At 30.2% G+C, this 16,047-nt stretch carries 13 protein-coding genes; 6 read left to right on the top strand and 7 right to left on the bottom strand.

All coding sequences use genetic code 11. The features are described 5' to 3' along the window. The first annotated feature begins 516 nt into the window (after nucleotides 1-516). On the top strand, nucleotides 517-915 hold the full coding sequence (gene mutT, locus ACIQXI_RS14345; protein WP_402926123.1) for an 8-oxo-dGTP diphosphatase MutT: 399 nt from the start codon (nucleotides 517-519) through the stop codon (nucleotides 913-915). A 383-nt stretch (nucleotides 916-1,298) separates the two neighbouring features. Beyond that, complete coding sequence (locus ACIQXI_RS14340) at nucleotides 1,299-2,393, top strand: NADH-dependent flavin oxidoreductase (protein ID WP_402926120.1); 1,095 nt, start codon at nucleotides 1,299-1,301, stop codon at nucleotides 2,391-2,393. An 890-nt stretch (nucleotides 2,394-3,283) separates the two neighbouring features. Here ACIQXI_RS14340 and ACIQXI_RS14335 read toward each other — a convergent pair. The 3 genes from ACIQXI_RS14335 to ACIQXI_RS14325 all read right to left on the bottom strand — a co-directional run bounded on the left by ACIQXI_RS14335 (nucleotide 3,284) and on the right by ACIQXI_RS14325 (nucleotide 8,035). After that, nucleotides 3,284-4,711: a reverse transcriptase domain-containing protein gene (locus tag ACIQXI_RS14335; protein WP_402926118.1), complete on the bottom strand. Its 1,428-nt coding sequence runs from the start codon at nucleotides 4,709-4,711 to the stop codon at nucleotides 3,284-3,286. Between the two features lie 469 nt (nucleotides 4,712-5,180). Beyond that, a complete protein-coding gene (locus ACIQXI_RS14330) occupies nucleotides 5,181-6,878 on the bottom strand; it encodes a hypothetical protein (RefSeq protein ID WP_402926116.1) in 1,698 nt (565 codons plus the stop codon). Between the two features lie 62 nt (nucleotides 6,879-6,940). Then, nucleotides 6,941-8,035, bottom strand: a complete 1,095-nt coding sequence (locus tag ACIQXI_RS14325; protein WP_402926114.1) for a dsDNA nuclease domain-containing protein — start codon at nucleotides 8,033-8,035, stop codon at nucleotides 6,941-6,943. Between the two features lie 604 nt (nucleotides 8,036-8,639). Between ACIQXI_RS14325 and ACIQXI_RS14320 the strand changes: the two genes are divergently transcribed. Continuing rightward, entirely contained in the window at nucleotides 8,640-9,008 is a 369-nt protein-coding gene (locus tag ACIQXI_RS14320; protein WP_402926111.1) for a competence protein CoiA, read from the top strand. On the opposite strand, the gene ACIQXI_RS14315 is transcribed toward ACIQXI_RS14320, so the two are convergent. Next, nucleotides 8,978-9,187: a zinc-ribbon domain-containing protein gene (locus tag ACIQXI_RS14315; RefSeq protein ID WP_402926110.1), complete on the bottom strand. Its 210-nt coding sequence runs from the start codon at nucleotides 9,185-9,187 to the stop codon at nucleotides 8,978-8,980. The genes ACIQXI_RS14320 and ACIQXI_RS14315 overlap by 31 nt on opposite strands. A 427-nt stretch (nucleotides 9,188-9,614) precedes the next feature. Here ACIQXI_RS14315 and ACIQXI_RS14310 point away from each other — a divergent pair, with 427 nt between their 5' ends. After that, complete coding sequence (locus ACIQXI_RS14310) at nucleotides 9,615-10,058, top strand: hypothetical protein (RefSeq protein ID WP_402926108.1); 444 nt, start codon at nucleotides 9,615-9,617, stop codon at nucleotides 10,056-10,058. Nucleotides 10,059-10,589: 531 nt separating this feature from the next. On the opposite strand, the gene ACIQXI_RS14305 is transcribed toward ACIQXI_RS14310, so the two are convergent. The 3 genes from ACIQXI_RS14305 to ACIQXI_RS14295 form a co-directional block, all read right to left on the bottom strand. Continuing rightward, nucleotides 10,590-11,087 (bottom strand): HEPN domain-containing protein, encoded by a 498-nt coding sequence (locus ACIQXI_RS14305; RefSeq protein WP_402926107.1) that lies wholly within the window; start codon nucleotides 11,085-11,087, stop codon nucleotides 10,590-10,592. A gap of 639 nt (nucleotides 11,088-11,726) precedes the next feature. Then, the gene (locus ACIQXI_RS14300) at nucleotides 11,727-12,422 is read right to left on the bottom strand and encodes a hypothetical protein (RefSeq protein WP_402926104.1); all 696 of its coding nucleotides are present in this window, start codon (nucleotides 12,420-12,422) and stop codon (nucleotides 11,727-11,729) included. A 311-nt stretch (nucleotides 12,423-12,733) separates the two neighbouring features. Further along, entirely contained in the window at nucleotides 12,734-14,215 is a 1,482-nt protein-coding gene (locus ACIQXI_RS14295) for a hypothetical protein (protein ID WP_402926102.1), read from the bottom strand. Between the two features lie 884 nt (nucleotides 14,216-15,099). Here ACIQXI_RS14295 and ACIQXI_RS14290 point away from each other — a divergent pair. Next, on the top strand, nucleotides 15,100-15,513 hold the full coding sequence (locus tag ACIQXI_RS14290; RefSeq protein WP_402926099.1) for a hypothetical protein: 414 nt from the start codon (nucleotides 15,100-15,102) through the stop codon (nucleotides 15,511-15,513). Then, entirely contained in the window at nucleotides 15,510-15,767 is a 258-nt protein-coding gene (locus ACIQXI_RS14285; protein WP_402926096.1) for a recombinase family protein, read from the top strand. Before ACIQXI_RS14290 ends, ACIQXI_RS14285 begins: the two co-directional genes overlap by 4 nt. Nucleotides 15,768-16,047 lie beyond the last annotated feature (280 nt).

Here is a 16,047-nt window from a genome sequence, read left to right as displayed (position 1 = left end):
ACAGATTATATAAACTTTCAAATATTCATATCCTTAGTATTTAAGGTTATTTTTTATAATAAGCTCTTTTTTTCATCGTTTTCCTAGTTACAAAGTATTCTTGTTTGTATTTTTAGAATATACAGTATATTTTATTTTTAATAATAAATAAATTATGCTTCTTTTTCAATGGTCAAAACATCATGGATTGGTTCAAATTTTAAATGAACCTTGTTATTCCTTATTCAAAGTAAAAGGGATATTTAGAAATGTAGGTTGTATATACCCCTTGCAACCACAGTAATTTTATAAGTTACTCCCTTTGCTAAACACCCTTAATAAGGCAAAAAAGAATCCCATGAGGGGGCAATTTTAGTCACATTAGGCGGTATTGCTTTTAAGAATGATCCAATGGTAATTGTTTTTGTGCTAATCATTTTATTGGTTCTATCGCTTTATGTAGTTCGAAAATATGTTATGTAAAAGTTACTAAATAAGCTAAACTTAAATTATTAAAAAGAAAAAAGGTGGTATATTATGAAAAAAACTGTCCATGTCGTTGGTGCGATTATCGAAAACGATAAAAATGAAATTTTCTGTGCGCTAAGAAGTCCAGAAATGGATTTGGCGAATTATTGGGAATTTCCTGGCGGGAAAATTGAAGTTGGAGAAACACCTGAACAAGCGTTAAAACGAGAAATTCAGGAGGAATTTGCTTGTACGATTGAAGTAGGTGCAAAAGTAGAAGATACTACATATGAATATGACAGAGTAATTGTTCGCCTCGAAACATACAAAGCACAATTAGAAGATGGACAACCGAACGCATTAGAACATGCTGCTACGAAATGGGTTACGCGAGATAAACTTACACAGTTAAATTTCGCCCCTGCAGATGTGCCTGCAGTAGAGAAGATTATAAAAGAAGCAAAATAAAATATATCTGTCTTATCCACAATACTTAAAGAATTAAAAATATTCCATATTAATAGTTTCAAATTTCATATGTCCTTTTTATTTAAAGATAGAAGCTAGATCAACTTAGATGAGTTATATCAAGTCTTTAATCAAGGTGTGAAGAATGATTTTATTATTAATTCCTCCTCTACGCTAATAGGTTTTAGTCTTTTTTGTTGATCCTCCAATCCCTCTTTCTCAATACAGTATTAAGTAGGATTCCAATATTGTAAACTCCACTCCATACAATTATCCTTTCTACTGCTTTTTTCATTATGATTTAGGAAATAAAATATTGTAAAGCACGATCTTTGACTTTTAAATCCGATAAACTTACTCTTATTTTAGAAGGAGTGAATAATATGACAATTTTTTTAACACCATTTACTTTTAATAACGGCGTCACAATTCGTAATCGTTACTTAATGGCGCCAATGACAACTTACTCAGCAAATGCGGATGATACGGTATCAGATGCGGAGATTACATATTATCGTGAGCGCTCATATGGCGTCGGTGCGGTGATTACAGCATGTGCGTACGTGATTCCTAATGGGAAAGGCTTCCCAGGTCAAATCTCGGCACATAGCGATGAATATATTCCGAGCTTAAAACGTATTGCTGATGCTATTCACGACGGAGGCGCAAAAGCAATTTTACAAATTTATCATGGCGGTCGCCAAGCAGTACGTGATCTTGTGCCAAATGGCGATGTCGTAAGCGCAAGTGAAACCATCGCAGCAGATGGTGGTATGGCTCGTGCATTAACGGTAGAAGAAATTGAGGAAATAGTCGTAGCATTTGGTGAAGCGACACGTCGCGCAATTGAAGCAGGATTTGACGGAGTGGAAATCCATGGTGCCAATACTTATTTATTACAACAATTCTTCTCAGGTCTTACAAATAAACGTACAGACCGTTACGGTGGCTCTGTTGAAAAACGTATGACATTCTTATTAGAAATTATCGCTAGTGTACACCGTGCAAAAGCGCAATATGCTGATGACCAATTTATCGTGGGTTATCGTTTTAGCCCAGAAGAACCTGAAGAAGACGGTATCACTCTAGATGAAACAGTTCAATTAGTAGATCGTTTAGCAGATGAAAAGCTCGATTACTTACACATTTCATTAGGTGATTTCCGTGCAGAAGCCCGTCGTTATAGCGGCGAAAAAGAAAACCGTATTAAAATTTTAAAACGCGTGATTGACGGTCGTGTACCGTTTATAGGCGTTGGTTCAATTTATTCACCAGAAGATGCGAAAGAAGCGATGGAAACAGGTGCGGATTTACTTGCACTTGGTCGCGAGCTATTAATTGAACCCCACTGGGTAGAAAAAGTAGCAGCTGGTGAACCAGTTATTACTGAAATGGATATGAGTCGTGATAATAACATTCCAGAGCCACTAATGAACATGATGAAACGTAATGTTGGTTGGGTGCCAGGCGTAAAATAATTATGAGTACGATGGAGGCGACAGGTTATTTTAAACCGATGCTAGTGATTGTCAAAATCATTTGAGGGCTTTCATTTATAACAAAGCGTCTTATGCCATTTTCGTTTATTAATTTCATGTCACTATCTATTAATATAGTGATTTTCTATTTATTCTCAAATACATTCACAGGATGCCCTGCAAACATCATTTCCTTTATGAATATTGTATGAATGGTGTAGCATTTACTGGATTATCGCAATTTATTACAGGCAAAAACAGTAGCTTAATAGTCAGGTATCGTTAGAGGAAAGAAAAGTTTGATCAATGAAACAGGTAGAACTAGTATTATTTATTAATACCGTTCTATCTGTTTTTTATTTTTCTTATCCACGAGATTCTATACAGACTACCAGATCAATGTTTGATAAAATTCAGCGATGAGTTGTTATTTAATAATCTCGATTGTTGAATAACTATATACGTTACAAGGTGGCAATTAAATTAAGTTGAATTTTCTTTATTCTGTAAACATACCGCTCATATAAAAGCTGTAGCACCAATATAAGGTTACTAATATGTATGAATTTTCTAAGTAGAACCTTGCCTAAAATAAAAATAAGTATATCCTTGCCATATCGGCAAAAATACACTTAAAATTACATATATTACTCTGATTGTAGTCAATTTATGTATGGAGACGGCGGGTGTTCAGTCTATATAACAGAAAAACCTTATTATATCAATGTTTGAGGGGCTTTTTTGAGGGTCAAAAATAGCTCTTACAAAGGAATTAATAAGGTTTGCTAAAAATGCTTACGGAGACTAATAGTTTATAATAATTTACTTAGTCAAAGCTATATTAAAGGAAAATACAGTATACATAATCAATAAGATAGAAAATGAATTAATTATGAATATATATTAAACAACTCCTTGTAAGGATCTTCTGTTGCGTATAAAACTTTATCCATAATTGTACACTTACAAGATTTAGTTTCTTTTTTTAACTGCTTACGATATTCATAATAAAGCTTTTCTAAAGATGGAAAATCCAATTTTTTTAAGTGTTTTTTAGGTAATCTCTTTCCTGTCGCCTGGAAGTAATAAAAATTGATAGATTTGTATACCCAATTATCCAGCATTTTTAATTGATTATAATCTGTAATAATTAAAAAAAATCGCATCCAATTTCTTGTTTTTTCAAATTCACCACAATTTTTGCATTTAAATTTTTTATAATCATTTCCAAAGTATTTATAACTTAATCTTAACTTTAATAGCTCCAAAGCTTTCCTTTTACTAAAGTCCGTCGTTTTTAAAATATCTTCAATTCTTTTTTGGAATTTCAGAACATTTGATTTTTTTATACCAATATTGCTTTTTGATATTGTAAATCCAACAAAGTCTATACCCTTCTTGCTATTTACCTTGCTAATCTTAGTTTTTTCGGGATTTGGATGTAGTATTAATTCAATACTATCTAAATATTTTTCGCATTCTTCTTTTACTTTAATAATATCATCTTCAGATTTTGCTAAAATAATAAAATCATCTGCATATCTAGTATATCTGATATTATATTTAGCTTTTAAAGCCGAAATTACCCAGCGGTCAAATTGATGTAAATAAATATTCGCAAGCATTCCAGAAATAATTCCTCCCTGAGGAATTCCTTCTTTTCTTTTTACTCTTATAATCCTATTTCTATTCTTTCTTTTATATCCTTTATCAACATGAATAAAACGATATAAAATTTTTTGGATTTTTGGCATATCATTAAAGAAAATCTGAATTTGATCGTAAAGTTTATCATGAGGTATAGTATCAAAAAAACCTTTTAAATCAGCATCTAAAGCGTAAACATACCCTTCATTTAGCTCTTTGTATACCTTTTGCGCTGCTTTTTGGGCATTTACGTTTTTACGATATGCAAAACTAACATAAGGCAATTGACTAAATTCTTTTTCTGTAATTGGACTTAAGAAATCATATAACATCTTTTGAGTAATTACATCTCTTATAGTAGCTATAGATAACACTCTTGTTTTCCCAAGTTTCTTTGCTTCTTTTATATTTAATTGAGGATCTTTTGAAATTTCTATTTCTCTTAAAGGATAAAAAAAATAATTTCCTCTTCTAATTCTTTTGAAAATCATATCAACTTGATGGGGAAGTGTTTTTTGAAATAAATTATAGTCAGTGTTATCTAGACCTTTTGGAACTTTCACTTTATTTTCTTCAGTTAAATTATCAGTCTTTAGAGCAATATACTCGTCAAATACATTTTTAATATTTTCTTTTGTCACCATTTTTTCAAAAAAAACTTTTTCTTCCATAAAGTAGGTATTCCTCCATTTCCTGCGGCGGTGGACAAGGAGGAATAAGGTTCAACCGCCTCCCTATCTTGACAAGATAGGTTAAAGTTCTAACAGTCTCATATGTAATATAAGACTGCTGGATAAACTGATAAGTCAATTAATAGTTGCGTTAAGAGATTCATTAGCATTATCCTCCATTCGGTTTCAACGTCTATAATTTGATTATAAATCATCGAAACGAATGCCCTATACCGATTATCGGGACGCGTGTATATTTACACACGCTATAGGTTAAAACCCATGTGTTAAATATTACCACAAAAATCTTTTTTAAGGTAGTTTCAATAAGTTAATTTTTCACCTATCGAAGTAAAAATAATTAGTTAAAAAAGACTGAAAATAAAGCAACTTATCGACTTGGTTAAGGATTAGTAAAACATTGGTTCATTGCATACAAATATCTCTTACATTACTACCTTAAAAACAACTAAACAGATATCTCTGTTTTTTGTATTAACCATTCAATATACTTTTTATGCTCTAAATATGAATTGCTATCTAAAGTTTGTTTATATCCATCTAATTTAATTATTTTAGCAGCTCTATCCTCATAACCTGTTGGTCTCTCCGTACCTAAAATAAATTGACCTTTTTTTGTTAAGACCTCACTTAAGACTTTATCGATATTTTTCAAATTCTGATTATCTTGCCCCTGTTGATTTGGTGTATCTACAATTAGCCAACTAAAGATTCCTCTATCCTTTGATAAGTTATACTTGTATAAAGCTATATGATAAGCATAAATTAATCTTGGCAATTCACTACCTGTATTGTCCAATACTTGAACAAAATCTTTTAATTTTAAAAATGTTGTTGGTACGTTTAATAAATTTAAAATAGGTATGTAATGTTCATTAAATTCATTCTTAATTTCTTTAACTCTCTTATTAGATTTATAACTACTTAATGTTTCGTTATAATTTTCTATTTCAATTATTTTATTTTCAATATCTTTTTGAATTAGATTTCCTTCTTCATTACTAATCTTAATAAATTCTTTTTTTCCTTCAGTCTTATAGTTATTTATTAAAGATATACCATCACGTTCTTTTTCTAACTTTGTTTTGTTTATTTTTAGTTCGCCATGGAGTTTCTTAAGTCCATGGGAAGTTTCTTGAATATCATTTTCTAACTTAGTAAGTTCGATTCTATGTTCTTTTACTAATTCGTTACCTGTTTGAATATCCTTTACAATCTCAGTACGGTGTACAATCGTATTTTGATGGCTAGTTCCGCAAAAAGGACAAATTAATTCATCTGATTCATTTTTTGCAAAATCAAAATCTAATTCAAGATCGCTAATCATATTTTCTAACATTTTTAGTGACATTAATTTTTCATATCTTAAGTTTTTTAGTTTAGATAAACTCTCTTTAAGTCTAAAGCTTTCTTTTTCTAAAAAATCAATTTTATTGAGAAGAGAATTAACCGGTTCAACATTTTCAATAATATTCTTCGATTCATTAATTTTTATTTTTTCATTGATCCGACTTATTAATTCTTCTATATTTTCGTGTTTAACTTTTAATTTTTTCACTTCGTCTTGACAGATATTGATTAACTTTTTTGTCTTATAAAATTCCTCAGCCTGATACCCAATTACAAATTTATTACTATGTTCTCTCCAATTTTTTATATATCTCATATTTGTAAAACTTTCGCCTATTTTCCCCCACCCAGTGTCTTGGTCAATATATTGAAATCTCCAAAGAATAGGTGTAGTTACATTTATTTCTCTTAACTCATTTGTAATGAAAGGAAAATCAATTTCGAATATACTTAAGGTAAGAAAATCACAGAACTCGTGGAAACTTGATGTATCAATTAGAAGATGCACTTCCTCATCCTTTATTTCAAATAATATATATCTCTTAGCTACTCTAATAAGTTCATATAAGTATTCTCCGTATTTAAATTTCAAATAAAAAAGATTGATTAGACGTTTCCAACTAGATTCCATTTTCAACTCACAACCTAAAGTATAAAAAATACTTTTAATCAATGAGGATTTCCCTGTTTTATTTTCACCTATAACTATATTTAAACCATCGCTGAAACTAATTTCCTTAGATTTTTTTTCTGAATCACTTATTACTATTAATTTCTCGAGCTTGAACCTTTTCATTTCTACACTCTTCTTTCACTCTTAATTTTCTAATTAATCTTTTATATTTTAATACTTCGACATTAGATAGTTTTTTCATAAAATATGGCCTCCACTAATAGGTCATTGAAGTCTGGATGTTTGATAGTTTTTGATGCTTTAAATTTCTTTTTAATATGCTCTAGCAATACTTGTACATTTCCAATATCAGTGATATTTTCAATTAGAACCTCATCTATTATATTATCTAAGTTCAATGTAGTTTCCTGATACAATAAATCATTAATATCCAATAATTTTTGATGATGCTTTTTAAGCAACCTAATAATAAGTTTGTAAGTTATCGGTGGTAGACTATTAGAAAGTTCTGATTCTATTCTGTCATATAAGTTACTATCCGAACTTGACATAACTTTTTTCAGTTTAGAAAAAACCTCTGAGGAAACCCCTTTTTTCCTTACAAGACTTGTATAGCTAATAGGCGTTTTAATGAGAGTTTTACTTTTCTTTCTAACTTCATCTATTATATCTCTCAAAATTTTATTACTGTTTGAAGTGTATATATCCTTGTTATCTAATGCTTGAAAAAATTCTCCAGCAACTATTTTTTCATAGTTGTCCAAAGATAAATCACCTTGATATAAAAAAGTATTTTGAACAAAACTTTCAAAGCATTCATTAAAAATATCTGGTTCTATATTCGCATACTCTAATAAAAGCAACTCTCGAATCTTTTTATATAAATCTGGATTTACTTCTTTCAATTCTTTATTGTCCTCAATTACGGATTGCCACGTAGAAACTTCAGTATCCATTCCTATATTAGAAACAAAGTGGCATTTGTTACATTCATTTTTAAAGTTTAAAAAATTATAAAATATAAACCCTAGAAATGAGTGTTTATAACTTCCATCTTGTTTTTTTGTCCTATTAAATAAACGTGAAAAAGACCATTCTTTATATTTCGCAGATGTCTTTATTTGAAAAAATTCCGCACAACTTTCACCTTGTTTCGATTTAGCCATATCATCATGAAATTCACAAAATATAATATAATCATTTCCATTTTTATATTCTTGTATCATATGATATACAATCCAATGAGCTTGATATTCAAACCTGTTATAGCTATCAGAGCCAGCTTTTTCTCTTAAGCTACTATTCAATATCGTCTGCATGAGCAATTCCTCCAAGAATTAAAAATTTGTTGGCCAAATAAATGCAGCTATAAAACAAGACACATACTCCATTTGAATTCCCTATATTTTACTTTAATTCAAATTTCACTATATCACTTTCGAATTATCAGTATTTTTTATTTTTCACCTCCGAACAAACGTTTAATAATTTAACTAAATTCACTAGTGTCGCATTAAAATAATTTAACATCGTATATTTAACCAAAATTTATAATGGCTGGGTGGTAATAATCCATCCAAATCCAAAATAACGGACAATCGCATGGACAAGTTTACACGAAAAATATCATTTAACTAGTTCCATTAAATCTTCCCAAAATGTCATATCACTCCAAGTTTATAGAATGGATTTAGGCAAAGTTACTTTCTAATTAACATAAATTTATAATTATATTTTACCATATTTATACTTAATATATAATAAAAGCATAATTCAAGTCTTAGCCCTCTTAGGTTTTCTATTAATGTATTTTCGCTATAACACGTACTTACAAGATACAAGTAGATAATCCCATTTAGTTTAATCATGCACCATTTTTCATATTAGAAGAACCTAATTTGTCTTATTATTTGAGGTGAGCAAATGTTCGTAGCAATCGATCAAAACAGGGAGAAAAAATTTGCCTTTCATGATGATAAGGTACGCTTAAAGTCTTTATCCGCTACAACAAAACTTTATTGTCCAAACTGCCAAAAGCAAGTCTTCTTTCGTGGAGGGCCAAAGCGTATACATCACTTTTACCATGAAGCTCATGTTGAATGTAGTTTTGTTGGGGAGCCTGAAACACAGGAACATCTTGGAGGTAAATTAGCAATTTATAATTGGTTAAAAGAGCAATATCCAAATGCCTATGTCGCATTAGAAGAACGAATCACTAAGACAAATCAAATTGCGGATGTATATGCGGATTTTGGTAATGATCAAAGGTTTACATTTGAGGTACTCATATAATAACAAATTGCTTGTTCACTAAATGATGTACCTGTCCAACTACTACATTTCGAACAATTTTTTCCCCTTTGTCTATTATCTACTGTAGCTTCCCATTCATTCGAACATATACTACAAATCCACCATACTTTTTTTCCTGAATATGGACTTACTTTATAAGATGGTACATTATTTTTCAAGTATCACCAAGAGAAAAATTACAATCAGAGCTAACTCAATTAAAAGAAAAGAAGCAAAAGGCTTTAGATAAATTATTAGACGATAAAATTGATCAAGATGCATATGATGGATTAGTCGCTAAAATAAATCCTGCTATTGATGTATTAACGCAACAATTAAACGATTTAGAACATGAAGCAGCATCTACTAAATGTAGTATTAATGATTTAAAAGATTATGTATTAAAACAATTCAAAATCAACGAACCGATAACTAAAATTACTCCATCAATTTTAACTCGATTCATTAAAGTAATAAAAGTAAAAGCAGACGGCCAATTAGAGGTGCATTATCGCACTTCTAAACCGTCTGCTTTTTATATCGGATATATAAATTTAACAATCAAAGTGATATGAGGTAATATATAACTAAAAGGGTGTTTTAGCTATGAAAGTTTTAACAAGAAAGCAAAGTGGTTCGTTAGCTGAATCTTTAGTATTTTCTAAACTCGTTTCATTAGGTCATACTGTAAGATTCGCAACTGTAAATCAAGCTGGATATGACTTACAACTTCTTAATCCCCACAAAAAAATTGAAGTAAAGCATATTCAAAGAGTTGGAGATTCAAAAAGAGATATGTTTATCTTGAAATCATCCCAAGCTAAAGTTAATGCTTTTGATAATTTAGTTTTAGTAATTAGTGATTGTACAACACCAAAAGGAATTACAAATTTTGAGTATTATATATTTTCAAATCAAGAGATTCAAAATCTAATCCAATCTAAATCTACTTCCACTGGAAATTATACTTTGAACTTAACTAAAGATGGTTTATCAATATGCAAAACAACTCAACTAATTGGATTTAAAGACCAATGGGGAAAGATTTAATTTAATACGGAATTAAGTAAAGCGACCTCAGATTCTTCGGCAGTAGCTTCGGGTCTATTTGGTATGGAAATACAAGGTGCAACAGCCATTTTCGCGGTGAATTTGAAACGAATCATTACACGTTTAAAAGAAAAAAATAGTAATGGAGAATAGAAAAAAGATCACTTCTTGTTCAATATGAAAAAGAAGTGATCTTTTTTTAGTTAAAACTCTTTCAACAATAAAAACTATATGTTTTTCAGTGCCCTCGATTCTTCTAAGGTCGCCTTTGTTTATTCTATTTCAAGCCACGCACAGCATTCACAATGTGTGGAGTGTATGTGGCAACACATTGGTGCTGGTGGGTTTAATTATCTTGGCTCGGTTCCTATTATAGTGAAATTGAGCCTATTTTCATATTCGTCTTCAACTGTTGCTTTTTCCACAATCGCGCCCTATTATTGAACAACAATTAGCTTCTATTAGATATAACAATATAATATTCATCAGCTTTCATTATAGCTTCTTTACTTCAAAAAGGATAAATAAAAATCACTCACCTTTTTTATTATGAATTAAGTTATGAAGTGTAAATAATAATTCCATCAAAAACTGAAAATTATATACCATATTCCCTCGTTCATACATATAACGGAAAATCATATATGTTTGACCTATATCATCAAGTTCTAGTTCAAATTCATCTATTGAAATATTCCCACAAGGGTGCTTTCTCTTTAAATCATCTTGAATTTTCTCAGGTAGTTTCTTAAATAATTTATAGAGGTTATGTTCTTTTCTGCAATCAATATTCTGAATTAAAAGCAAATATTTTAAATATAGTTCACAAGCAAATGAAACATTTGTTAAAAAGGCGTTTCTATAATCATTATGAATCATATCCCTACATCTAAATGATACTTCAAAATATGCATTAGCTTCGTTAAGACATTTTTCTGACCACCTTAAATAATCTTCATCCGATTTCAAATCTGTAGTAAGATTTTTATGCATTTTGAAGTATGTTATCGAACGATTTTCATCTTCCATAAAAGTTCCCTCCAATAAAGTCTACAACTTCTATGTTCCCATATAACAAATAAATATGTTATAAGTTAGTATATTCAATATAAAAAGAACAAATCCCTTCAAATTAAGATTTGGTCTTACAAGCTTTATTAAACTAACTCCAACAACGGATAACCTCTCAATGTTCGGAGTGTTATCTTCACATAACTTTTTTACAGTTAAAGTACCCATTGAAAAAAGAACGAATTCCACCATAGAAAATTCGTCCTTCACTCATTACACTACTCCAAGCAACAAATTAATCCTGTGAAAGTAGTAGCTATTCTTCTGCCAGTTTGCTGTAGAAACAACGGAGAGTCATCGTACATTTAATGCATATATATGTCCATTTACAGATATTCTCTTTAAATTTTATTATTTTGTTTTGAATGAGCTTTAATTATTTTTCTAAATTGCTACTTTTATCATTAAAAATACATTATTTTATATATTTATCCCTCTTTAATTTTTGGAAGTTTTCAAGAAAATGTTCCAGTTTAAGTATTCAGGATTATCAGCCTTATCAATATAGCTTTTCTTGTATTTTTCCCAATACCACAAATGTAAAATTCGTTTCTCCCTATTTTCATCTATAAAATTCTCCTTCATGAATAATCAAGATTAACTTATATTGTCAGATTTACAATCTTGTTTAATCTTTAATTCAATTAAAAAACTAATCCAAAAAAAACTCCCCGCTAAATATGTAAGTATTAATTTGAAATCCTTTAAATATATATTAAGCTCAATTAGAATTAATAGAGTAGCAGCAACAGCTGAAAATAATGTTAATTTTATTTTAATTTCTTGGAAATCTACTGTTTCATAAACAATATGGTATGCAAACCAAAGGACAGATTCTATAGACACCATAGTATAAAATACTATCGAAACATTTTTCACTATCCATTCCATTAAAAAATTTATACCTAAAGAATATAATCCAAAGGAAAAACCAATCGTAGGAATACACATTATAGTAGAAACACAAATCAATGAAACTATATATGAATAAAATGAAAACTCTCTAAATATTCCAGAAAAACTATTTCGTTGTCCAAATAAAATGTACCTCTTAAATCTAAAGTCTCTTGATAATGCAATTGGTATAGTCACATAAAATAAAATTATAAATAAAAATACTGAAAACATTATCAAATATTCGCCAACATTGTTATCAATCTTTAACCCAACCATCCCAATAGCTATAATTATGAGAAACAACACAAAAAAACCGTTGAAGTTTTGAATCCTTTCTTCTCTTAAGAATCGCCCTAATTTAGAAATATTTTCAAACATAGTTCTTAAATTTCCCATTTTTTATTTCCTCTACATTTACATTTATATAGTATGTTTAGCCCAACTATTTTGTAATTTTAATTAGCTATTTCGTTCAAATAATGCACTCTTCATAGCTGTCCAATCATTACTCCAATATCCTCATCATTAAATCATCTCGGTAAAGGGATTTTCGGCAGATGGATTAACGAAGCCTCATTTAACACTCCCTAATGCATATTGTCTAATGCTTTTTTACCGAATAAATGAATTCTATAGATTCAAACATACTTGATTATATGGTTATACAAAATGATAATCTACTTACTTAAAAACAAAAGAAAGTTACTTTATATCATTGGAATCTTCTTTAAGACATCCTGTCTATCAAGCTTTGCAAAATCAATAATTTCTTGTTGTACTCCTTTCCCAATTAACATTTCTAATGAGCCTTGAAGAATATCCCAAGTTCCCATCCATAACATATCAAATCCTCTACTATAGGATTCAAACCATAATAAATCTCCTTTATTTTCTTCTTTCACTTTTCTAAAAGGTTCTTCAAGCTTCTCTTCATAGGACTTTAATAAATCAATGTAATTATAAATATCGGCAACCGTTTTTGAAGAATTCAAGCCCTCTCTCCACAGCATCTCTATTGTCTGATTAATTATAGGCAGCGTTTTATCATATATATTTGGTTCATTTGCAAGAAGCTCCTCAATATTCATAATTTGCTTCTGTTTCTTAACAATTTCATCTACATATTTAGTACTGAACGTTAAAGTTAATTTATAGCCTACTCTAGTACAAACATTATCCAGTAAACCTCTAGCATAATTTGAATCATTTTCGTTGCCATATTTCACATTAAAAGTTCCAAATTCGTTAAACGTATCTAATACACCGTTATGATACTGTGTTTTTTCAATCTCTATCCCTTTAGTTAATAACATTAACAATACTGTTAAGCTATGCACATAAAATATAGAATGATTAACTCTACTTCTGTGACGTTTCACCAATTCGTCTAATAAAAGTGCCTGCTCTTTAGGAGTTGCTTCGACGATTCTACGATAATATTCATTAGAAAAATGTCTAGTTCTATTCGTTGGAATGTCTAAAATAATCAATAGCTCTCTTAATGTAAGATTTCTAAGATACCTATCAAAATCCTCATCTCTTTTTTTCCATGCTGCTCTTCTAAATTCTCTAGCATTTTCATTAACTTGAGATTTCATTTTATGCTTTTTAGAGTTCATCTCACTAAAAAATCTATCAATTTCCGCTTCGTCTAACTCTACAGAAAAGCTATTCTCTACTTGTGCCATTATTTGTTCCCTTAAGAACCTTAGCATGTTTTTGCTTTCAAGACTCTTTGTCATTTCTTCAAACTCTTGTTCACTACAATTTTGATTACAAATATAAAGTACATCCTCCCAATCTGTAACAGTGAGTACATCATAAACTCGAATTTCCCATCCATTTATTAATACAATGAAACGTGCTTGTATCTCTGGATGAATCGCATATAAGTGTGCTTGTAAAAAGTCTCCCATATCCATCCTTGGTTTGTTGCCAGGTTTAGCTTCAATTATCCAAAAGCTTTTTAAACGTATTGTAGGTATATAATCAATCTGAATCTTAGTTCTCCCAACTCGGCTAAAAGCATGCTTTAGTTTAAGATTCTTTTCTCTTAAGACATCATGAATAGTACCTTTCCCATATCCCAAGTATTTCAAGAATGGTGCTATAAATTCCTCTCTCACATCCATTTCATTCCAATTAGAAAAATCTAAACTTCGCCAGTATTCTAAAAATGGATTACTCATATTGACCTCCAACTTAAATACAATTTAATTATATTTTACCACGCACTTTCCATTATTTATGTATTTCTTGAAAATCTAAACAGTCCTTTTACAGAAGGAGGTATTTTAGCTTTTATAAATCACCTGATTACGTTTGTATTACAACATTTCTAGCATTACTAGTTTTCGAATAAAAATATTATTATCAATATCCCGCCTAAATTCCTTGTCGCTGTCATACAAAAAGATTTATCTAGTCTCGCTAAAAGAATCAATACATCTGCATGCATTCCACGATAAATTAGAGAACAAATTAGCTAACAAGACCTCTAAAATCCAAAGACAAATCAAAATGCAACAGCGTAAGCTTGAAGATATACAAAAGCGTATTACTAACATGCTGTCAAAGCTTGCTGATGACTTAATTACAATCGACGAATATCGCCTATTCGCACTAGGTTAGGAAGCTGAAAAACAGGAGCTTGAAGACAAACTAGCTAAACATGATGGTGTTATAACAAACGAAATTAATGTTGAAACACTAATTAAATTACATGAAGAATTTAAAAAAGCGATGAACTTCGAGAATCTCCCAACAGAGATTCTCAATAGATTCATCGCAAAAATAGAGATTAAAGAAGATTGTGCTCCGCGCGTCTATTATAGATTCGCGGATTTTATTTAATCATCATCGTTCAAAGTGAGCCATGCACAGCATTCACAATGCGTCGAATGTATAAGGCAACACAAGGGTGCTGGTGGGTTTATGATATAGGCTTAGATCCCATTTAAGTGGAATCAAGCCTATTTTCCCTGTCTAATCTTTAACTATTGTTTATGCAAAAGCCAACGACAAACTTTCAATCACTGTTGAAGAGTTAAATAGTTTAGTTAAAGAAACATTATTGGAACACATCCATTCAATTTCCACCAAACATTTAAGAAACATTATTTCTAAACGCATCATAGCTGAAAATAAAAAACTACAAAAAGAATTAGAGAAAACTAAATCTGAATTCCTCGATAATTCTCTAACGCTATGCACTATTGATATAAAAAGAAAACCTGCTATAGCAGAGCTATTAGATAAAATACAATTACTAAAAGATAAGTACAATGACTTAGAACAGGATTTACAAAGTCTACAGAAACTGGGGAATGAATTTATAGAAATTCATTCGCTTTTATCACAGCTTACATTAGATTTCACACAGCAAGACCTTCAGCGACTGTCTGAATTGCTTATTGATAAAGTTAAAGTTTATGTACATGTGGAATTATTCCTTTCATCATATGGAGAAGAGGATAAGGTCTCATGACAAAACTAAACGTTGCCGGGTATTTACGATATTCCGATCAAAAACAGAACGATAATCACTCATTAGAAATCCAAAAAAGCCAAATTCAATTATTAGCTGAAAGGGAAAATCTCGAAATCATTGCATGGCGAGCTGATAAGGCTACTAGTGCATTTCATAATAACGTTAGTAAACGAGAAGGTATTCAACTAATTATTGAAGATATTAAGAATGGTCCAGAGGCTGTCTTTAAATCATTAACTAGAGCCTCGTAAACTTCATTATTAAATCTAGTCATTATAGTTGCTCCTTTCTAAGTTTTCGAAATGCAAATATTTCACAGTAGAAGACTGCCCTGCAAATCATCCTTACTACTAGTAGATTAGTCAAACGCTGTTCTACTTCATCTTCTGGAAAATCTGAACCATAACATATATTCTTGGATATAATTCTTACTTTTTGTATATGCAATTGGCCACCCCCACACTATTTCTTTTTTAGGTGTCATAGCCCATAACGTTTTTATTTCAGACCATTTATCATACTTTAGCCCAT

Source organism: Lysinibacillus sp. NPDC097195, assembly GCF_044762075.1.
Classification (GTDB): domain Bacteria; phylum Bacillota; class Bacilli; order Bacillales_A; family Planococcaceae; genus Lysinibacillus.
This window is presented reverse-complemented; position numbering and strand designations above follow the sequence as displayed.